The organism is Flavobacterium sp. Arc2, from assembly GCF_041431385.1.
In the GTDB taxonomy this organism is placed as follows: domain Bacteria; phylum Bacteroidota; class Bacteroidia; order Flavobacteriales; family Flavobacteriaceae; genus Flavobacterium.
The window spans coordinates 1-20,492 of record NZ_JASMRH010000017.1 but is presented as its reverse complement, the minus strand read 5'-3'; the positions used below and the strand labels follow the sequence as shown (position 1 = coordinate 20,492).

Sequence of the window (20,492 nt, the reverse complement as noted above, 5' to 3'; positions counted from 1 at the left end):
ATTACTCGAAGTGACGCCGTTACTTTGTTCAAGAAATGATTGTTATCGTTTATCCTTTGTTTCTTTATCGAAGGTGATGAGGTTAAACATGGCTCTCATTCTGGAGCGGAGGCGGTTGCCGTAGTTGTTTTCGATTTCGGAGGCGGAAAGGTTGGTGGTAATGTGAGTTACCGATTTGTTTTCGACAAACTGCTCGTACCGACTGATTAGTACTTCGGCCATGACGTTGCAGTCGTTACCGAAGTGCTTTATTTGTTGTTCGGCACCCAAATCGTCAAAGCAATAACCAGTTAATTTTGATTGATTGGCTTGCTTTAGTGTGTAGCGGTTGATGGCCTCAAAACCGTTTTTTGCAAATTCGAAGGAGACTTCCCTGCACGTTTTGATTTTGTATTCGGAGTTTTGATAAGCAAAAGGTCGGATTAGATGCATTAGCGACGTTTTGCCGCAACCAATTGCTCCAGATACTAGAATGCCTTTTGATAAATCGATCTTTAGTTTTAAGGCTGTTTTTTCATCCTTTATCATATAAATTAATAATTTGTAGATGGTAGGGTGATCCATTTCGCTGATTTGAAACGAATTTCCGTAGGTAGTTTTCCCTTGTTTTTCGAGGTATTCCATACATTTTTGGAAATTATATACTTTGAAACCTTTGCGGATCACGAAGGTTTCAGAGACGGATTTACAATGGTTCGTCATAGTTTTTTTGGGTTGCCGTGTGTAAGTGCATTGGTTTTGGCTGGGAATTGTAATCTGATTTTGGAGCATTAACAGCAAACTTTACGGTGTTTAGCATCCAGTTTCTTGCTGCAGCTTTCCAATCTTTCATTTTTGTTTTACCACCAATGAGCCAACCGATGCTGGAGTAGTAATTGAAAAACTTATTGGCTTCCGTTAGGGAACTTTCTTTGAAAGAGAAGTATTCCAATGTCATTTCAAGTGATGGGGGTTTGGTATCAAAAAATAAATCGAGTGCAACAGCTTTTTCTTTTTTCGCGCAACTTTTTTCTTTTTGCTGACCGCTCTCCGTTTTTATTTCTTTTTCTTTTGGAATTATTAAAAGATTCAAATTTTGAACTGGTTGATTAATTGAATTTTTTTCTATCTCTATTTTTATATTGTTTGAATTGTTTTTAACTGTTTGTTTTTTATTATATATATAGAGCGGTTCATTTACCTGTTCAATGACTTGTTCACTTTTTGATTCGGTCAAATTGTGAACGGGTTCATTTTTTGAATGGGTTGGCGGTGGAATTTTTGAAATTATTTTTTCTTTTTCAGATAAATTTGTCATAATGATGGTAGAGGAGGAGTGGGGATTGAATGTTGGATTGTATACCATAAACCCTAAAAGCTCTAATTCTCTCATGCATTTATGATAGGTCGCTTTTGAATTGATCTTGCTGGCTTTCATTATTTCTTCCCGAGAAATGCCTGTTGGATTCTTGAAGCGGTTTACGTTCCAACATTGGAAAAGGGCTAAATAGAGTGAAATGTGGGTGGGGTTGAGGTTAGTTTCGTAGTTGATTTTATTGAAAAATCCGGTGAGGTGTTTGATGTAGTTCATAATTAGTGAGAAGTGTCTCTCGACTGCGCTCGAGATGACGGTGAATAGTGAATAGTGAGAAGGTTCCCTCGTCCGCTCGACATGACGCGCTCGGGAAGACAATAGCCGCGACTATTAGAATAGTTAGGGATTGGCGTTGACTTTGTTGTTTTCCAGTACTTTGTCAATGTCTTGATTGGCGTAGTAGATAGTGCCACCGATTTTGGTATAGGAAAGTGTTCCGTTGATGCGGAGGTTTTGGAGTGTTCCAGGAGAGATGTTTAGCAGTTTGCGTACTTCTGTGGATTTTAGCCACTTTTTGGTAGGCGTAGTAGTTTGCGATTGAAATATTTTTTTGATTTCCTCTAATAAATCAATTTTGAAGTCTCTAAGATCTTCGACTGTGATAATTGTTGCTGCCATTTGAAAGTAATTTGAGTTTGTATCTATTGTGTTTTTTAGTGATACAAAATTGACTGCTTTTATTTGCTTTCTATCCCCATACGCTTCGTAGTACCGAAGAAATTTAACATTTCAATATTATTTAAAGCCTATTTTGGGGGGTATTGGTATTTTCTAGCTGTTCTTTTTTTTAGCTGTTGTAGTTTTTTATTTCCAGTTGCACTTTTTATAATGAAAAATGCCCCAATGTACTGGGGCATTACTATCTCGACTGCGCTCGATATGACATGGAGACGAATACTATTTATAAAGTTAGAAATACTCGAAGTCCCATTTCGTAAGGTTTAACAATCAATTCTACGGCTGTGCTTCTCTAGTGTGTTTTTCGTACTACCGATTGGATACCGATTTTTTAGCACTCGTCTTCTTTGTGGATTTTTTGTTGCAGGTTCATCATTAGTTCTTCCAGGAATTTTGTTTTACTACTTTTACGTTCTTTAATCTCTGAATAGGTTTTGTAGATATTGTCAATTTTGATATTGAAAAAATCTTCAAAAGAAGCCGCTATTGTATTTATGTCGGCTGCACCATGGTTCAAAGCCCCATTAGAGTATAAGGCATAGATTAATTCTGTTAGTGCCGTTTTTGGAGCTGTCCAAAGCAGGACTTTGTGTTTTTTTTCGTCAAATAGCATTGCATTTCCGGCATTGAGTTTTTGCATTGCTTCGCGGATATAATGAATGAAACGGTACATTGCCTTTATTTTCGCCCAAAGCATATCATGTGAGGAGGAAAATTCAGGATATTGGTAATAAGCCGTCATTGGAGTGAATGGAAAACTGTTGCCGGGGTTTCTTGTGAAAAATTGATGATCAATATAGGTATATCCTTGCTCCATATAATTCACAAAGTCTAGATTGCGAGAAAAGAACTTATTGATTTTCCGCATTTCCTTGTCGAAAAATTCTATTTGATAGGACGTGCCTGCTTTAGGTTTGCGGAGTTCGCAAGAACGTAGTTCTGTAAAATAGATAAGGTAACTCATTGGAAGGGGTTTGATGTTTTTAAAAAAATCAATCTCGTCTGGTGTCGTTTCAAAATCATTTTGGTCGACTCTCTCTTTCATGTCGGCTAGGGTTTTGTTGCATAAATGAATACCATCAGTTGCTTTTTTAAGATGGTTTTCGTCAGAATTAATTATCAATTTGAGTTTTTCATCAAACTCTTCTACAGTAATTTTTAGCATAGGTTTTTGGTTTATCCTCTCCCCAGTACCTCCGAAGGAGGGGAGTGAAAAAAGAGGAGGGTGAAATTGGATTGATTTTTGTTTTTTATTGGTTTTGCAATAAGTTGATAAAACCCAAATTTTATTTAGTTTTTGAATGTGTTTTATCTTCGTTTTGAATTGTACCCATTAATTCCATGGAAAAATTATCTCGGGCTTGAATATAGGCTACTTTTGGAATTATCGTGGCTCCCAGTTTTCTTTTCTCGAAAGTGGCAGATACCCCAAAATCGATTTTACTTAAGTTTAAGTACCGAGCTCGTTTGATTGCCTGAAAAAGGAGTTGTCGGTAGAGTTGGAATTCTTTTGCATAGGAATAGTCCATTCCTATTAGAGCTGGAACATAGGTATGTTCTGTGTTTTTATAACAAAATAGAATTCCGATTAATGGGTTTGTGATTTCTTTTTTTTCTTTATTTTTGAGATATAACAATATAAATTCCCATTGCCGATTACTCTCCATTTTTTTAAATACTTTTATTGGATAGGTAAATGTATTTATAGCATGATTGTTATTTTTTACATTCTGATACAGATAATATGCTTGTTCTAATTCTTCATCTGATAATTGATCTTTTATTACAATATTGAAAGCTTGTTCAAAAGGTACTATCTCTTTAAAGAAATGCTTTCTGGAGCGGGAGGAAAGGGTCGCCGAAAATTCTTCGGTACTATTCCATTTACTATTTTGTATGATGCAGGTTTCGGGCATATTAATTTTTAAGAAGCCTTGATTGTGAAAAATACGATTCAATTGTTGGTCTTCTTCGAAATCTCTTAAGACGAGCATGTCAGCATCTAATTTATGGTATACTATTTCCACTTGTTGCAGCAAAAGTACTATTGCTTCTTCTGCTAAGGGGTGAGTTTTATTAATGTAACAGTGATTGCCTTCTGTGAATAAGGAACCCATTCCCAAGACTTTTGAAGTCAGGTATAATGGATTTTGTTTTCTTTTTTCTTCTAGTTGAAGTGAAATTGATTCAGGTGCCAGCATATCGTCCTTCCAAAGTCCAAAAGTAAAAAAAGTTACTAGTATGGGAATTTCATTTTTGTCTTTTATTACATAATAATGAAATTCCCAATTATTTTCAGGGGAATTTGTATTTGAAAAAGCATTTTCCAAAAAAGATAATCCTTCCCAGTCGAATGTGCTTTGTTTTCCTAAAAGGTTATTCCAGTTTTGCTTGTCTATTTTTTTTATGGATGTTTCATATTGTACTATAAAGTTAGATTTTGGCTCTTCATCTTCTATTTGAGGTATTGTTTCCATAATACCAAAAGCTTTTTTTACTTTGTGAAGGCTATTACCTGATTCTTCCAAGGCTTGAGGGAAATGGAATTCCATTGCTTCTACTAGTGCTTTTATTTCTTCTTTTTGATTGTGGCGGGAAAGGGTAATGCGAATTCCCGTATTTTTGATTGGTACTGCGGGGTATATTGCAGGATTTACATAAAAACCTTCATTAAAGAGTTTTTGTACCATTTTATAAGCGGTCAACGGCATAGCGGTACCTAAGAAAAATACTGGTGAGTTATTCAGATCAATCATTGGAAGGGTGGTTTTTTCCAATAATGATTTGAAATATTCTATCTTTTCTGATAAATCGCATTGTAAGCTCGTGATTTCGGTCGAAAGATGAATGTCAGCTGAAGCGATTGCAGCTGCTACAGAAGCGGGTTCCAGTTGTGCAGAAAAAGTAAGTGGTCCACCAAAGTTTTTAATTTTTCCACGCAGTCGATTATCTGTGCAAAGTAAAGTCGCTCCACTGGCACCAAATGTTTTGCTCAAGGTACCGAACAGTAAAACATTGTCTGGTAAATTTTTTAAAATATCCAATACGTACCCAGTGCCGTTTTTTCCTCTCCAGCTCATGCCATGTACATCATCAAAGTACAGGTGTAACTGCGGGTATTTTTTACATAGTTCCATCAAATTAGGTATTGGTGCGAAATCGCCAAACATGGAATATACCCCATCAGCCATATACCATATTTTATTGCATCGGGTAGCGAGGTATTTAATTTTATCTTCAAGCATATTCAAATTATTATGTCTAATCATTTCTACCGGGATACCTCTTATCTTTAGTAATTGACAGGCATTTTGAACACTCCAATGTACCTGATGGTCTAAAATTACTCCGTCTTCATCTCTTACCACTGTTGGAATTACTGCTAAATGCCCGAGTGTACTGTTTTTAGTTATTATAGGTGGTATTCCATACATCGTTTCAATTTTTGATTCCAGCTCATTGTATAATGGATTGGAAATGTACGTTTTGGATAGAGGGAATTGTGTACCATAATTTTGAATAGCTGCTATTGCTGCGTCTTTGAGCCGGATGTCTTGTTCTAGCCCCAAATACCCTGTCGTGCCAAAATGAAACATTTTTTGCCCTTTTATCTGTAGGGTACGTCCATTCAAAATTTGATCTTCAGCATAAAGGTGAAGCACGCCTTCTTTTTTTGCTCCAGCGATCACCTCATCGACGGTGTCAATGAAGCTGTTGTGTTTGATTTTTGCCATATTATTTTGCTTTTAATTGTTGAAAAATATAACTAGCTAAATATCTCCTACTAGTTTGAGATTTATGACGTAAAACTCTGAATAAAAAGCTAATGAGATTCAACGAATTATAAAAAAATCCTTTTATGACAACAGATACTCCCGATTTGATAACTTTTGTGATTAATTATATCAAATTGTGTGTGTTTTATTTAAATTGTATTATTTTTAATATTATTTTAGCTAAATTGTGATGATTTATTTAATTTTTTATGAAAAAAGTATGTACTATTCAAGATAATGAATTTGCTCAATTTTGGATTCATAATGAGATTCTTTTTTTTAAATACAAGCCTAATGTTGTCATTAATTTAGCGGCAGCCCAACGTATTGTTGCTGATCGAATTCAGTTACAAAATGAGATGGCTTATCCTGTTTTTTGTGATATTAGAGGGATTGTAGATTCTGACAAAGCTGCAAGGGATTATTTGGCGCAATCAGGCTCTATTCTTACCAAGGCAGTAAGTCTGGTTGGGCATCAGAGTGTTTCCTTAAGTATGACCTCATTTTATCTAAAAATATGTAAGCCAAGTGTTCCGACTAAGATTTTTACTGATGAAGTAGCTGCTTTAGTTTTTTTGGAAAAGTATGTTTAGTGGGTGGATGTTTATTTATGACTAATATTTACACATTATGAATCAAGAAATTAATCTGCAGCGTATGCGTAGTATGTCTCAAATGCTTCTTGAAATGGCAGGAGGTAATTTTAGTAATCGAATCCAAAGAACAGAAGAGGATGATGAACTGGAAGGATTAGTTGTGCTTATGAATATGGTAGCCGAGGAAATGAAGGAAGCTGTTTTTCACGCGGGTTTTATAAATCCTCATCATTCCTACAGGAATCTAGTTCAAAGTACTTTTATCTTAGATGAGCATTTTGTCATTAAAAGTTATAATTCCGAAGCCTCTGTTTTATTAAACTCAACTCCTGATTTTTTATATGATACGTTATTTAAGAATTTGTTATCCGAAGATTCATTGTGTTTTTGGAATCGTATAGAAGAAGAAATATTGTTAGACCCTGACTATCATACTACAGTGCAATTAATTTATATTGCGCAAAATAAATTATTAGTTCCTGTGTATTGTACTATTTCAAGGCTAATGAACTGCTCAAAAATTTTAATTAGTTTCGTAACAACTGTAGTAGAAGAAACTATTTCGAAATCTGCTATGATTACCCCAGAAAGTAAAGATCTACCCATTTTCTTAAGTAGACCTTCGGATATATTAATGATTCAAAATCTTTATGATTATATTTTAGAACATTTGGATAGTCCATTACCTTCTGTTAAGGAACTCTCTTATATTTTTGGTACGAATGAAAATAAATTAAAATACGGATTTAAGCAACTCTTTCGGACGAGCATCTACCAATTTTATATCATTGAGCGGTTGAAAAAAGCGCATCTTTTAATACAGCAGACCAAGATTCCTTTAAAAAGTATTGCTACTATGACAGGCTTTAACACTTATCCTAATTTTTCGAAAGGTTTTAAAAAGCATTTTGGGTATACCCCGATGGATATTAAAAGAAAATTTTGACAAGAAGAATAATGAGGAAGAAAAAGAGAAATGAAAAATGAGGAAGTCCAAAAAAAGTATAATGTAGAAAAACTCCTTTTTTGACAAGTTATACTCCCGATTTGCTTCACTTTATTTATTTGTTTTTTGGAATTTTATATCGGATTAAATTTAAAGTTTGCCGATATGAAACTAAGTGTGATCACGAAAAGTATTTTTCTCAACGGTATTTGTCTGCTGTATATATTATTGTTTGTTTATGCGGCAGTTAGTAAACTATTGGATTTTGAGAATTTTCAGGTTCAGCTAGGGCAATCCCCCTTACTAAGTGCTTATGCTAGTTGGGTATCTTATATTGTGCCACTGATAGAACTAGTAGTGGCGGTGTTTTTGGCAGTTAATCGTTGGCGCTTTGTGGGACTGTTGGCCTCATTGATGTTAATGGTGATGTTTAGTAGTTATATTTTTATTGTCTTGCATTATACCTCTTTTGTTCCTTGTTCTTGCGGCGGTATTCTGGAGAAAATGAGCTGGAATCAACACCTTGTGTTTAATCTTTTCTTTGTGTTATTAGTCCTCTTAGCTTTAGCCTTTTATTCCAGTTTACATCAATCAAAAAACAGGATGATTAAAGGTGCGCCAATTGCTGGAATCATTAGTATTTCAGTGTTGTCCAGTATCGGTTTTATGATTGCTTTATTTTTGACTTCAGAAGAAATCATGCATCATGAGAATCCCTTTATTAGACGTTATCCCCAGCATCCCATACTGCTTAGGCATCAGATGGACTTAAAGTTCAATTCGTATTATTTTGCGGGCTACAGAAAGGGGAAGATATATCTAGGGAATTATACTAATCCCCTGCAATTATTATCTATGGATTCCAGCCTAAATAATAGGCAGTTTGAAAAAATCTCTTTTGAAGTAAAAAACAGGTTTTTTCAAAGGGTTACCATTGGTATTAGAGATTCTTTCTTTTACTTAAAAGATGGAACGGTGCCTACTGTTTTTATGGGAAGTACAAGCAACTGGAAGTTGAGTAAAGAATTAAAAGGAATTCCTTTTTTTACCCTAGCTGAAGCTATAGATACTGCTAATCTCGTATTTAGAGCTAACAATGGTAAAGAGTACGCCAATGTTTTGGGTTTATTCCGGTCGAATCAGGTTCCAAAAGTAAGCTACAATCCGCATCTTTTACAGCGGCAAATCGACGGTGTTTTTGATACGGACGGTATACTGCTGTACAGTGAAAAAATAAAGAAAATAGTGTATTTATATTTTTATCGCAATGAGTTTATTGTAGCCGATATTAATTCAAAATTAGCGTACAGAGGTCATACAATTGACACGACAACTAAAGCAAAAATTAAAGTAGCTTATCTTAAAAATCAGACGGAAAGAACAATGATGGCTCCTCCTTTAATTGTCAATGCCAATGCAGCTGTTTGCCAAAATTTACTTTTTGTTCATTCTAAAATAAAAGGACGTTATGAAAACGATTTGCTTTGGAAACAGGCCGTAATAATTGATGTGTATGATTTGAATAAGAACACTTACTTATTGAGCTTTCCCATTTATAATAATGGAGAAAAAAAAATGGATTCGTTCTGGGTTACGGCAACGCATCTATACGCTATAATGGGCAATAAGCTGATGGTTTATGAACTTAAAAGCATACTTAAAAAAGAAATAAATAGTGTCAGACTTAAAGAAAGATGACACTCAAAATATACTGGCCGGTATCAGGAAAAAGATCGAAAACCTGTATAAAAAAGTAGATCAAAGTTTAATTTAATATTTATTATTATGAAAACGCAATTTTTAAAAAACGTGATGCCATTTGCTGTAGCAGTATTGGGAATTTCGGGAGCTTTTGTTACTACTTCTATGCAAAGCGCCTCTAAAGTCAATGCTCCTCAAATAGGGTATGCGCTGAATGCACAAGGAAGTTGTAGTGATGTTGCAGTGAACTGTGACACTACACCAAAACCATTTGTTTGTCGTATGGGAGTTACTTCTGGACCACAAGCTTATGGTAAAGATGCACAAGGCAATTGTGTACAAATTTTGTATCGTCCTTAAAATTAAAAAAGGATCGATAGCGATGCAGTTCCCCAACGGGAACTGCATTGTTTTTTAGTTTTTTTAGTCCTTTATTTTTCTATTCCATTGGTAATCCAAGCAGCGGTTTTATCGTCTTTTAAATAATAGTCCAACCACTGTAATACACGTTCAGAGAGGTCTTTTTGATTGATTGGATTGCTAAGAACGTGATTTTCTTTTGGATACAAAAGCATGCTGTTTTTCTTGTCCAATCTTCTTAATGCCAGATAATATTCCACGCTTTGGCGCCAATCTACCTGCGTATCTTGTTTGCCGCTCCATAATAACAGAGGGATATTTAGTTTTTCTATGGAGGCCAGAGGGGCATTACGATCAAAATCCGAACGGTTTGCGAACGGTGTTTTATGTCCCATTCGGAATTCTTCTGAGGCAAATCGCCACATATCAGGTTTCGTTGTGTTCCATCCCACGGTTAAATAAAAGCTTGTAAGGTCTAGTATTGCGCCACTTGCAATAGCAGTTGCAAATAAGGGACTGAGGTTAGCAATAAAAGCGGTTTCATAGCCCCCAAAAGAGTGTCCCATCAGTGCGATTTTTTTAGGATTTATCAAGCCGCTTTCTATCATTTTTAGCGTAGCTGAAGTAACACAATCTAGAGTAGAAGGGCCTACGTTTTCATCTTCATGTACAATGTCGGGTAAGAATACAAAGTAATCATGCGTGCTAAAAACAGTTTGATTAAAACCCGATTCATTATAGAGGGTTGGATTAGTGTACCAATGCAGTTCTTTGGATTGCATTTCATAAATACTTACGATCATGGGGTATTTTTTTTGAGGATCGTAATGGGCTGGATAGTATAAAATTCCTTTTAAGTTTTCTTTTTTTGAATTCTGAAAATGAATTAACTCTGATTTTCCCCAGTAGTAGTTTTGCTGTTGTGCATTGCTTTGAAAAACTACCTTCGCTGCCTCGGATGAATTACCTATTGCCAAAATTCTTGGTGGAAGGTCAAAGCGCTGTTCGACGCAAAATATTTTTTGTTTTTTACCTTCATAATTAAGCCCATTTATAAAGGAATCGGTATACCTGAGCGGTTGTACTCCCATCCCTTTTGTCCATGTAAAATAACCGGTTTTTCCATCATCAGCTTCCGCTCTTAAAAGGAGATCATTTTGTAAATTCAAAGCATCAAGTTGGATGCCATCCAATAACGAATTCCATTTTCCTTTTTTTGGATTATCAGCTAATCGGAAACTAATTTTTGATTCCCGACCTTGTGTCAATCGTGTACAATTACTACCATCAGATTTGATCGCCCATATATCAAATTCATCATACAGTATAATTTCTTTGTCTTCCTTACTCCATGCAGTACATCCAAAGGCCGAATCCGATTTTAAGGCATGTACTTTACCTGAAAAAGAGACGCCAGTTTTTATTGTGAGGTTGGTGTGCGTATTGTGCTTAATATCATAAACCCACCAATCATGGTCTCTAAAGTACGCTATATATTTGCCATTTGGAGAAGGGATTATATCTTGGTAAAAGCTGGATTGTTTGCTTAAGAAAAGTTTATTTTCAAAGGTGTTTAAATTCTGTATGTAATAATCTCTCGGGCCTTGAAAATCGAATTGTGGCTCATAGCTTTTGGGATTCGACAAAAATGCATATTGCTGATTCCCGGACAGCATGATTGAAGGTAATTCAGTAGAAGTGATTCGCGTCACATGCCCATTTTTGGGTTGCCACAATGCTATCTTGGGTTGTTCTTCAAATTTCCCATACTGCTGTTCCTCAGGATAAATCCATTTGTCATTTGCATTCCAAATTTCTACCTTGGAATTATTCGTTTCGGTCGACGGTAGTGTTTTTTCTTTTATGCTAAAAAACACTTTTTCGAGATCATCGGAAATGATCATTTTATAACGGGGATTATCTACTATTGTTGCAGTAGTGGGGAAACTGGATTCATTGCTGGGGTCCAGCTGCCATAATTTAGTATTGGCAATTGTATAGAGCCACAGACCGTCAATAAGGTTCCTTTTCGATTGGCTGTAGAATGCGACTGCTTTGGAATCTTTATGCCAGGTGAAATGGTCATAATCATTAGTTGCGGTGGCCTTAGTTATTAGAGTTGCCATTTTTAAAGTAGCCAAATTAATTATTGATACTGCATTGCCAATTTTACGAGAAGTTGTATAAACTAATTGATTGCCATCGGGACTTAGCGAATATTGGATCACATCAGCTATTTCTGCTAGAGTCTTTCCTGAGGGAGCTCTGATAATCAAGCTTCTTTTATTTTCAGCGCTTGCAACCGACAAGAGTAGTAAGTTATTTTGAAAAGAATAGGAGTAGGCGCTCACTCCAGCGAGAATTTCTTTTTTTCCTGTTTCTAAATTCACAATTTGGACTGTATCTTTAGTTTGGCAAACAAAAAAAATATCTTTCGTAAAAACAGAATTATCCCCAGTAGGAAAAGCATAGCTTTTATCGTTTACCGCATTGCGCACAAATAAAGTATCTCGCTCCTCTGTATAGCTCATTTTGTAGCTGACCCATTCTTCATTGGGCGCTATTTTATCCATAGAAAGCTGACCCCATAAAGGATAGTCTTCGGCTGTTAACTGTTTTTTTTGCCCCGACTGCCCCCATAAGGGGCAGCCTACTACTGGCAAAATAAATAAAAAAACTAAAAATAAGGGGGAGTATATTCTTTTTCTAATGCTGTTTTGAACCCTATGACTTGGCTGCTCGTGTCCCATAATTCATTGGATTAATAGCCCGGATTTTGTGGGCGAAGATTAGGGTTTGTACTTAGTTCACTTTGTGGAATCGGGAACAATTGATCAGTTGTATTCCAGCCTGGTTTGACAGCAGACAATGTGTTATCTAATAGGTTCAATCGTTTCAGATCGAAGAATCGATGACCATGTTCGGTAAAAAACTCCCATCTTCTCTCTTGAACGATAGCCGTTATGATTTCCGCTTGGCTTATGGCCATGGTCGGGGCTAAGCCAGCACGCTGCCTAATGATGTTGAGGTCTTCTGTGGCTCCAATGAGATCGCCTTGATGCGCTCTAGCTTCGGCTCTTATTAGGTATAATTCGGCGAGACGAAAAACAATCGAGTACTCTTTTGATACTCCTGTAAAGTCTCTTTCTTTGTATTTATTAGCATGATACCAGGTGGTGGTACCGTCAGTAATTGCTTTGGTCCAATTGGTTTTTCGCATGTCTGCCGGCAGAAATGAGGCTATTAGATTATCAGAAAGCGCCACTAAGGAGGGAGGACCCGATAAGAAAACAAATACGGCTGCTTCTTGGGTATTTTGTCCGCTAATACCTGCTTGCAGTTGCCAGATTGTTTCTTTTGAACGGAGTAAGAATACATCGTTCAGGTTTTCTTCCAATGAATAAATAGCAGTTTGATTTAAAACTGTAGTTGCTTCGTTTGCTGCTTGAGCGTAGGCTTTTGTATATAAGTAGGTTCTTGATAAAAGTGCTATAGCCACATATTTAGTAGGACGAACTCTTGATGTACTGCTATAATTTTCGGGCAATAGTGTGATAGCCTTTTCTAGGTCGAGGATAATATTTTCGGATACTTGTTGAGTAGGCATCCTGCTGGCAGTGGCATTTTTTCGATAGTCCGTTTCTTTTATGTAGGGAACATCACCAAAGAGGTTAACCAAATTGAAATGTACTAGAGCCCTTATAAAAAAGGCTTCTCCTTGCAATAGTTTTTTATTTTCCTCTGACAGTTCAGTACTCAAATCAACCCCCTCCAGTATGGCATTAGCACTATATATTTGATTGTATGAGGCATTCCAATAGTCCGAAATCGACGTATTTGACGGTAAAACATTATCATTATAAAAAGGGAAACTAGGATTGGTAGGATTTCCATACGCTACCATATCGTCCGTATAGTTAGCCAATTGATTGGAGATTCCCGAGTTCGTTCCCGTTAGTATGCCGTTGTCCCTAATTTTAGAATATATGCTCGTCAGGGCTGCATTTGCTGTGGCATTGTCTTCAAATACCGCCACATTTGTCAATTGTGATTCGGGTAAATCTACAGCGACAAAGGAGTCGCAAGCATTTAGGATAAGAAGCAAGCTTAGCCATAAATAGTTATTTGATTTTGTGTGTATTGCTTTCATGTTTATTGGATTAAAAAGTTAATTGTACTCCTGCAGTAATTACTTTAAGCGGTGGTAAGAAGCCATAGCTGGTAAACTCGGGGTCTCCTTCATTGAATTTTGTGAACGTCAATATATTTTGTGCCTGTGCTATTATTTTGAATTGTGTTTCACGAAGCTTTAAGGGAACATCAAAAGACAGTGCGATATTTTTTAAACGAATATAAGAAGCGTCAATAACTGAGGCATCGCTCTCGGAATAATAGTAATCTGCCATAAGGGCATCATAATTGTTTCCTGCGGTATAGATTTGATAGGACGTTTGATCGCCAGGCTGCTGCCAGCTGTTGATCGCAGTCGTTCGTTGATTAGACATCATTCCCGCGGCACCCATAGGATAGGATCGGTTCTTTTGTTTTACAAACTGAAATAAAAAGTCAAGTTTCCAGTTTTTATAGCGGAGCTGGTTTTGTAGGCCACCAAAGAACTTGGGGTTAAGGTCGGCTGCCGTTTGCCGGTCTTCGGGAAATGAAATAACACCATCATTATTGGTATCTTCAAATTCGTAAATTCCAGTTTGCGGATTGATACCTTTGTATTTGTAAAGTAGTGCAATGTTCAGCGGCTCACCAATACGGTACTGTTGGTTGTATGGGGAACTTTCGAGTCCTGGAAAGCGCAACAGCTTGTTTTTGGATAGCGTTAGATTTAGGCTTGTGGTCCAACTAAAATTATGATTACTAAAATTAGCAGTTCGTAGGGTCATTTCTAAGCCTGTATTCTCTACTGTGGCATCCAAATTGGATTGCAACAACGTAAATCCTGTCGTGCCGGTTAATGGCATGCCTACTAATTGGTTTGACGAACGATTTCGATACCAAGATGCAGTGGCAAAAATACGGTCTTGAAAAAAACCGAGTTCTACTGCCGCTTCCAATTTGTTATTGGTTTCCCAGCCAAAGTTGGGGTTGAAAAGGCGCGAAGGTTGTAAGCCGATTGTGCCATTATAACTGATGCCTGTAGTGGTATAAGTGTTGAAAAATTGATAGTCTCCAATTTGGTCGTTCCCTGTAGTGCCTATACTAGCTCTTATTTTGCCGAAACTCCACCATGAATTGTCTTCTAAAAACTTTTCCTTTGAAAACATCCAAGCGGCACCTATAGCCCCAAAGTTGGCAAACTGATTGCCGGGACCAAAACGACTGGAACCATCCCTTCTGGCGGTAAGATTAACGATATAGCGCCCTTGCCAATCATAATTAAAGCGCCCAAAGATTGCTTGGTATTTGTATAGGGTTTCCTCATTAACCAGGACATTTATATATTTGGCGGCGGCTAGATTATAAATCAGACTATTGGAGCTAAATCCGTTGGCGCCTTGTACAAGCATGTTGGTGGTTTGCTGTTGAAAAGTTGATCCAACAAGCACTCTAATTTTTCCTATAGCGGATTCCTTTTCCCAATTGATTTGTGGTTCAATGATCCACGAGGAACGGCCGGTGGTATTATTGAATAGCGCAGATCTGTCGCTAGTCACATTGTAAGCCGGGTTATAAATAGTAGAGGGAGAAATGCGTGTTTCTATAGTTGATAAATCCGTATAACCCATGCTACTTTTTAAAAGCAATCCAGGCAAAAGTTCGTACGATAGCAGCGTATTGGCAATTAAGTCCTTTGTTTTAGATTCAAATTTAGCATTTAGATTTCTTAGGGGATTCTCCCAAGTTCCATTTTCCCAATTGAGACTGCCATCGGGCTTATATAATGCGGGAGCATTTGGGGGTAATGAACGGGCTTCGTAGCTAAAATCAAAAGCGGGCTGGTCATTATGCTGAAGGGTATAAGCACCGGAAAAGCTAGCTTTAAATTTCTTGTTTTCAGACTGGTGGTTCATGTTGACGTTTGCACCTCCTTTTTTGTAAGCAAAGGGGCCTTTAAAAACAGAGGATTCGTTGTGATAGTTGGCACTTAGTAGAAATTGTGTATGTTCTGAGCCTCCTGATAGTGTTCCCTGAATGTCGTTGAACTGGGCGGTATTGCCTAGAAGTTCCTTTTGCCAATCGGTATTCCTATTTTGATCCCAAGTGCCGTTAATGTCGTAGTCCCATGGATTATAATCGGTCAGACCATCATTAAGGAATGCTTGCTTGCGCATTTCCAGATATTGGTATGTGTTCATCAATTTCATGAACTGGGTCACCGTACCCGCTCCAGAAGAGGCTTGTACGCTAAAGGATGTTTTGCCTGCCTTCCCTTTTTTTGTGGTGATCAATACTACGCCATTGGCGCCCCTTGAGCCATAAATCGCCGTTGCATCGGCGTCTTTTAGGATCTCGATACTTTCAATAGAGCTGGGATTGATACTATTTAAGGGGCTAGTGACGGTGGGAAAGCTGGTGGCTGTCTGATTGTTTCCGATGGGATCCGCAGCATAGGGAACGCCATCGATGAGGTATAAGGGGGCGTTAGCCTCAGCGCGAAGGCTATTTTGGCCGCGAATTTTGATATCAAATCCCCCACCTGGCACACCAGTTGTTTGTGTGATATTGACACCAGCCATGCGTCCTTGCATGGTGGCCAGCACATTGGTTACGGGTTGTGTTTCTATGTCTTTGGCGGTAATACGGGCAATGTTTCCTGTACGTTCACTTTCTTTGACGGAATAATAGCCAGCGTTAATTTTGACCTCCTGTAGTGAAGTCGCATCTTCTTGCATTTGAACATTAATAAGTGTGCGGCCAGCAACAGGAATAGTTAGGGCTTTGAAGCCCATATAGGTAAAAACGAGCAAGTCGTTTGGCGATGCAGCGATAGTAAATTTCCCATCAAAGTCAGAGATAGCTGTTTTTAGTTGCCCTTTTATAGTTACGGTCACACCAGCTAAGGGGCCTTTAACATCAGTGATGCTGCCACTTATTTGGTTTTGTTGGGTGGAAGAGGCCAAGGACGGCAGTGCCGTTTTTGATAAAGCAGGGGTGTAGGAGATTAGGAACCCGATAATAATCAGGTACCAAAAAGCCAATCTCCCCTTGTAAAATGAATTATTTTTCATAATATTGGGTTAGTTAATGGAAACGTTAGTTTTGTTAGCAATGGTCCTCTAGTCAACCGCCAAGAAGAGTTAGAGGGCCTTTTTTTATAAGTCTTAAAGTCATAAAGTCAAATGTCTTAAAGTCTTTGAGTATGGTCTTTTATTCTGTCATAGTTGATCTTTTGTTAGTGGTTAGGAATTAAATATTTATTTTTATCCATAAAGAGTTCGGTTCTAATTGTTATTCTGTTCTTTTGCCCGCGCTGCAGTTTGGCTCCTTCGCTAAAACAGTCCATCGGACTGTTACTTAACACTTTGCCCTATCGCCCAAAAAAGAACCAAAAAACGCTAGCCTGACTATTTTTATCCTGAAAATGTTCGTCTGTATTTATCTCACTAATTGCTTATTGTTATTCGATGAACCTCACTTCGTTTCGGTTTTCCTATCGCGACCCTAGCCGCGGGTGCTATGCACTCGACTCGGGGGTCACTCCCTTCTGCCAAGGCTTAAATCCATTCTTCGATTATCTGGGATAAAAAATAGAAGGGCGGTTTTGAATACTGGTTCTTACCTCTATATTTTTCAACCATAAATCCAATTGTATATAAGAGTTATTAGTGCGAGAATTAATGCGGTTAGTATTTGTTTGTAATATTTCATGTTATTTAGTGTGTTATCGGTTTTCTGCCCCGATAGCGATCGGGATCTGTAGGTTTTTTGGTTATTGAAAAACATCCTGCACCATTAATAAATTCAAATTAAATTAATGAGACCTTTTGTTTAAAGAGGCTGGCGGTGCAGGTGTTTCTTTTTTTAGTGTTAAAGTCTCCAATCGAATGTCTTGAAGTCTCTATGGATGGGGTTTTATTTTATCACTGGCGCTTCATAGTTAATGGTTAATAGTGATTAGTTAATCGTTGTTTCAAGTTTAAAATTGGCATAAATATTGGTAAACAGTTTAGAAAAGGTGGTTTTCCAGACCGGGGTGGATGCGGTTTTAATGATAAAAACCACTGTTAACGCAAGGCGTTGGCTGTTTTAGGTGTGTATTTTTATTTTACTTATAGGCATGCGGGTTTTAGCGGGTTAAACTGCTGCGAGACTATGAAAAATGAAGAAGCGGTGCTAAGAATGAAGTTGAGTAATGCCTAAATAATTGGCATAAAAAATGGCATGGAACTCAGCTTACTGCACTAGAGGTATTGGCCATACCTTACCACAAATAAGTGAGCCCACGCCATGGGACGTGAGCATCGTACTTATCATCTCGTGGTAATTTGAAAAGGCCAATTTTCTAGTACGAGATTCAAAGCGAATGCTTCAAATATTTTATATGAAGAATCGCAAATATATTAATTCTAAAACAAATATAGGGAATGTTTTTCATATTCGGACAACTGTCCGATTAAATTTAATTTTTAACGGCTTATTTTGTTTATATGGGTGATTTAAATAGAAAAATATGCGACTATGTTGCCACTGAGTGGATTGGTGAGACTCAGGCAAAAACTGAATTTGCATTGAATCACAATATTGATGAAAAGACAGCCCGCAGAATTTGTAATGATGAAAGTTATACAATAACCTTATTTACTTTAAATAAAATTTGCGAGGCTAGAAATATAAAGCTTTCGGAGTTTTTTAAGTTGATAGATAATTAAAGATGAATGACCAAAAATAAAGTTTGATCTTAAGTAAATACCACTATAAAAAAGATGCTAAGGCATCTTTTTTTGTTTTATAGCAATATGTAGCACTTGTCAATTCGGGATTATTAATTGTCAAAAAAGGAGTTTTTGATTTCTTGCTAAAAAAGAAAATCTTATACTTTCTATATCTAAGGTATGGAGTGGTATGAGATACTAATAGTGATTGTGATTGTCCCACTGGGAGCATATATAAGAGGGAAGATCTATGAGTTTAGGAGGGATTATGATAAAAATGATAGTTGGAGGAGTAGGGGGAAGGGGTAAAAAGATGCTGTAACACTTGGATTTACTTACCGAATAAATGTCATTTAAAAAGAGGCTATCTCACAACTCGTAAAATAGCTTCTTTTTCTGTTTTTTATTCGTCCTCGGAGCGTGGGTGTCAAATATTCAATTCTCAAGAAGTTGTTTTAGTTTCGAGACTTCTTTTTTACTAACCTTTTCCACAACACTTACAATTATTATTGTTTGTTGGTCCTAAATTAGCAGACATTTTTACAGAAATCTCTCTCTTTTTAAGTGTGTTAGTAGAATCATTTATTAGAACTCCAGAAATTACTAGATCGTCAATTTCTTTTCTCAATTCCATTTTTTCAGCAGAGGATAATTCTAGATATCCATTAAGTACTCTAAGTACATTTTTGTTGTTAGTCATAGTATAAAATTATTGAATTAAATGTTAAAAATCACCACATACGCCACAGTTTGTTGACTTCATGTCAACTGGTTTTATATCGCAACCAGCACACGAACGTCGAAAATTTCTTAAAGAATATCTCATTCCTTCTCTCTTTTCTTTATCAAATAATGGATATTTAGAATCATTAGTATTTCTAATTTGATACTTTACATCGATAATATCTTTTTTGCCTTTGAAATCATTTTTCTCCTCTGGGGGATATCTTCCTAAATTATTATAATCATTTGATAGTTGCGAATTATCATTTGTTGACTCTAGATAATAAGAGTATGAATCGTCCCATTTGTTAGTTAGAGATAAGACTGATAAAATAAGTTGAATTATTGAAATAGGTGCGGCAAGAATCAATATGATTTCTAAAACATCAGCAGAAATATTATAAGAAGTTACAATACCTCCTATAATAACAGGGACTATGATACCTAGAAAATTATTAACTTTTAAAAATTTGCCTATTTTTTGACTCCTTTTAGAATAAATATATGCTGTTCCAAAAGAGTGTAGCGCATCATTCCAACAATCCTGTCTTAAGTTATCATAATCGTCATCTAGATTTTTAGCAATCATGTATTAGTTTTTAACAAATATAATTCATTAAAAATAAGGTTAAAACATAAGTTATCAACAAAAACTTACAAAATCTTAGACCCTCTATATTTGAGATAAGGAATGGTATCAAATAATAGGTTTTATTATAATTATCCTAGTAGGAACTTATGTACGTGGGAAGGTGTATGAGTTCAGGAGGGATTATGATAAAAATGGTAGCTGGAGGAGTAGGGGGAAGGGGTGAAAAAGATGCTGATGAGATGTCTTTTTTTGTTTTTAAGCGTCTTGGTATATGGAGAACATTTAAAAAACATTTTAAATCAAATATCACTAAAAGTGGGTATTGTAACAATACTTAAAAAAGTCTTTATTTACGAACTAGGATATATAGCTTAATTTATGGTAAAACTTTGAAAAAGGGTTACTTGTTGATGTTATATACTAGTTGTGAGACAGTTAAAAAAAAACGAACGTAATAAAATGAAATTTAAATTATTAGCAATATTTATTGTAGTTGGACAATTATCTTTTTCTCAATCAAAAAATGATTATTTAAAAAATAATCGTTTCGATTTATTAAACCCAAATTTTGAAATTCCACAAAATGATTTTAAAATAATCGGTTTTGGTGCTTATCACGGAAGTCAAGATACAGAAACTGCCGAAAAGATATTACTTGAAAAATTAATCCAAAATAAAAAGATAAAATATTACTTACCTGAAACCGATTTTGGAATTGCTTATTATTTTAACCAGTATTTAAAATCTGGCGACACCATATTATTAACAGATTTGGTAAAGCATTATGGAAATAGAGTGCCACAAGAAAAAACTATCGAAACTTATAATAAATGGAAAAATATCAAGAAAATAAATGATAATCAATTAGAAAAAAACAAAATTGAAGTTGTTGGAATTGATATGATTGTAACATACAAATATACTTCAAAACTACTAATTGA

At 36.2% G+C, this 20,492-nt stretch carries 15 protein-coding genes and 1 pseudogene; 6 read left to right on the top strand and 10 right to left on the bottom strand.

Annotation, left to right across the window (positions count from 1 at the left end; genetic code table 11):
• Window positions 1-42: 42 nt before the first annotated feature.
• The 5 genes from QO182_RS12630 to QO182_RS12610 form a co-directional block, all read right to left on the bottom strand.
• Entirely contained in the window at window positions 43-702 is a 660-nt protein-coding gene (locus QO182_RS12630) for an ATPase (RefSeq protein ID WP_371561985.1), read from the bottom strand.
• On the bottom strand, window positions 686-1,570 hold the full coding sequence (locus QO182_RS12625) for a transcriptional regulator (RefSeq protein WP_371561983.1): 885 nt from the start codon (window positions 1,568-1,570) through the stop codon (window positions 686-688). The genes QO182_RS12630 and QO182_RS12625 overlap by 17 nt, the downstream gene beginning before the upstream one ends.
• 123 nt (window positions 1,571-1,693) lie before the next feature.
• Window positions 1,694-1,972, bottom strand: coding sequence for a helix-turn-helix domain-containing protein (locus tag QO182_RS12620; protein ID WP_371561981.1), 279 nt, complete (start codon window positions 1,970-1,972; stop codon window positions 1,694-1,696).
• A 391-nt stretch (window positions 1,973-2,363) separates the two neighbouring features.
• Window positions 2,364-3,197: an RteC domain-containing protein gene (locus tag QO182_RS12615; RefSeq protein WP_371561979.1), complete on the bottom strand. Its 834-nt coding sequence runs from the start codon at window positions 3,195-3,197 to the stop codon at window positions 2,364-2,366.
• Between the two features lie 121 nt (window positions 3,198-3,318).
• Window positions 3,319-5,766 carry an aminotransferase class I/II-fold pyridoxal phosphate-dependent enzyme gene (locus QO182_RS12610; RefSeq protein ID WP_371561977.1) on the bottom strand — a complete coding sequence of 816 codons (2,448 nt, stop codon included), beginning with the start codon at window positions 5,764-5,766 and terminating at the stop codon, window positions 3,319-3,321.
• Between the two features lie 251 nt (window positions 5,767-6,017).
• On the opposite strand from QO182_RS12610, the gene QO182_RS12605 reads away from it, so the two are divergent.
• The 4 genes from QO182_RS12605 (at window position 6,018) to QO182_RS12590 (ending at window position 9,411) form a co-directional block, all read left to right on the top strand.
• The gene (locus tag QO182_RS12605) at window positions 6,018-6,401 is read left to right on the top strand and encodes a hypothetical protein (protein WP_371561975.1); all 384 of its coding nucleotides are present in this window, start codon (window positions 6,018-6,020) and stop codon (window positions 6,399-6,401) included.
• A gap of 37 nt (window positions 6,402-6,438) precedes the next feature.
• Window positions 6,439-7,350: a helix-turn-helix domain-containing protein gene (locus tag QO182_RS12600; protein WP_371561973.1), complete on the top strand. Its 912-nt coding sequence runs from the start codon at window positions 6,439-6,441 to the stop codon at window positions 7,348-7,350.
• Window positions 7,351-7,515: 165 nt separating this feature from the next.
• Window positions 7,516-9,048: a MauE/DoxX family redox-associated membrane protein gene (locus QO182_RS12595; protein WP_371561971.1), complete on the top strand. Its 1,533-nt coding sequence runs from the start codon at window positions 7,516-7,518 to the stop codon at window positions 9,046-9,048.
• Window positions 9,049-9,135: 87 nt separating this feature from the next.
• A complete protein-coding gene (locus tag QO182_RS12590; RefSeq protein ID WP_371561969.1) occupies window positions 9,136-9,411 on the top strand; it encodes a hypothetical protein in 276 nt (91 codons plus the stop codon).
• Window positions 9,412-9,482: 71 nt separating this feature from the next.
• On the opposite strand, the gene QO182_RS12585 is transcribed toward QO182_RS12590, so the two are convergent.
• From QO182_RS12585 to QO182_RS12575, 3 genes are read right to left on the bottom strand one after another with little or no spacing between them, the layout of a single operon-like run.
• Window positions 9,483-12,161 (bottom strand): prolyl oligopeptidase family serine peptidase, encoded by a 2,679-nt coding sequence (locus QO182_RS12585; RefSeq protein ID WP_371561967.1) that lies wholly within the window; start codon window positions 12,159-12,161, stop codon window positions 9,483-9,485.
• 11 nt (window positions 12,162-12,172) lie between these two features.
• Window positions 12,173-13,561: a RagB/SusD family nutrient uptake outer membrane protein gene (locus QO182_RS12580; RefSeq protein ID WP_371561965.1), complete on the bottom strand. Its 1,389-nt coding sequence runs from the start codon at window positions 13,559-13,561 to the stop codon at window positions 12,173-12,175.
• A 10-nt stretch (window positions 13,562-13,571) separates the two neighbouring features.
• Window positions 13,572-16,592, bottom strand: a complete 3,021-nt coding sequence (locus tag QO182_RS12575; RefSeq protein ID WP_371561963.1) for a SusC/RagA family TonB-linked outer membrane protein — start codon at window positions 16,590-16,592, stop codon at window positions 13,572-13,574.
• Between the two features lie 1,419 nt (window positions 16,593-18,011).
• Between QO182_RS12575 and QO182_RS12570 the strand changes: the two genes are divergently transcribed.
• On the top strand, window positions 18,012-18,233 hold the full coding sequence (locus tag QO182_RS12570) for a helix-turn-helix domain-containing protein (protein WP_371561961.1): 222 nt from the start codon (window positions 18,012-18,014) through the stop codon (window positions 18,231-18,233).
• Window positions 18,234-18,714: 481 nt separating this feature from the next.
• Here QO182_RS12570 and QO182_RS12565 read toward each other — a convergent pair whose 3' ends face one another.
• Window positions 18,715-18,936 carry a hypothetical protein gene (locus QO182_RS12565; protein ID WP_371561960.1) on the bottom strand — a complete coding sequence of 74 codons (222 nt, stop codon included), beginning with the start codon at window positions 18,934-18,936 and terminating at the stop codon, window positions 18,715-18,717.
• Window positions 18,937-18,960: 24 nt separating this feature from the next.
• A complete protein-coding gene (locus tag QO182_RS12560; protein ID WP_371561958.1) occupies window positions 18,961-19,548 on the bottom strand; it encodes a mobilome CxxCx(11)CxxC protein in 588 nt (195 codons plus the stop codon).
• A gap of 462 nt (window positions 19,549-20,010) precedes the next feature.
• Here QO182_RS12560 and QO182_RS12555 point away from each other — a divergent pair.
• Window positions 20,011-20,492: pseudogene (locus QO182_RS12555) on the top strand (hypothetical protein); the annotation flags it as partial.

Excerpts from the sequence above, each read along its gene's own strand:
- QO182_RS12630 (WP_371561985.1), bottom strand. The coding sequence starts at position 702 with ATGACGAACCATTGTAAATCCGTCTCTGAAACCTTCGTGATCCGCAAA.
- QO182_RS12625 (WP_371561983.1), bottom strand. The coding sequence starts at position 1,570 with ATGAACTACATCAAACACCTCACCGGATTTTTCAATAAAATCAACTAC.
- QO182_RS12620 (WP_371561981.1), bottom strand. The coding sequence starts at position 1,972 with ATGGCAGCAACAATTATCACAGTCGAAGATCTTAGAGACTTCAAAATT.
- QO182_RS12615 (WP_371561979.1), bottom strand. The coding sequence starts at position 3,197 with ATGCTAAAAATTACTGTAGAAGAGTTTGATGAAAAACTCAAATTGATA.
- QO182_RS12610 (WP_371561977.1), bottom strand. The coding sequence starts at position 5,766 with ATGGCAAAAATCAAACACAACAGCTTCATTGACACCGTCGATGAGGTG.
- QO182_RS12605 (WP_371561975.1), top strand. The coding sequence starts at position 6,018 with ATGAAAAAAGTATGTACTATTCAAGATAATGAATTTGCTCAATTTTGG.
- QO182_RS12600 (WP_371561973.1), top strand. The coding sequence starts at position 6,439 with ATGAATCAAGAAATTAATCTGCAGCGTATGCGTAGTATGTCTCAAATG.
- QO182_RS12595 (WP_371561971.1), top strand. The coding sequence starts at position 7,516 with ATGAAACTAAGTGTGATCACGAAAAGTATTTTTCTCAACGGTATTTGT.
- QO182_RS12590 (WP_371561969.1), top strand. The coding sequence starts at position 9,136 with ATGAAAACGCAATTTTTAAAAAACGTGATGCCATTTGCTGTAGCAGTA.
- QO182_RS12585 (WP_371561967.1), bottom strand. The coding sequence starts at position 12,161 with ATGGGACACGAGCAGCCAAGTCATAGGGTTCAAAACAGCATTAGAAAA.
- QO182_RS12580 (WP_371561965.1), bottom strand. The coding sequence starts at position 13,561 with ATGAAAGCAATACACACAAAATCAAATAACTATTTATGGCTAAGCTTG.
- QO182_RS12575 (WP_371561963.1), bottom strand. The coding sequence starts at position 16,592 with ATGAAAAATAATTCATTTTACAAGGGGAGATTGGCTTTTTGGTACCTG.
- QO182_RS12570 (WP_371561961.1), top strand. The coding sequence starts at position 18,012 with ATGGGTGATTTAAATAGAAAAATATGCGACTATGTTGCCACTGAGTGG.
- QO182_RS12565 (WP_371561960.1), bottom strand. The coding sequence starts at position 18,936 with ATGACTAACAACAAAAATGTACTTAGAGTACTTAATGGATATCTAGAA.
- QO182_RS12560 (WP_371561958.1), bottom strand. The coding sequence starts at position 19,548 with ATGATTGCTAAAAATCTAGATGACGATTATGATAACTTAAGACAGGAT.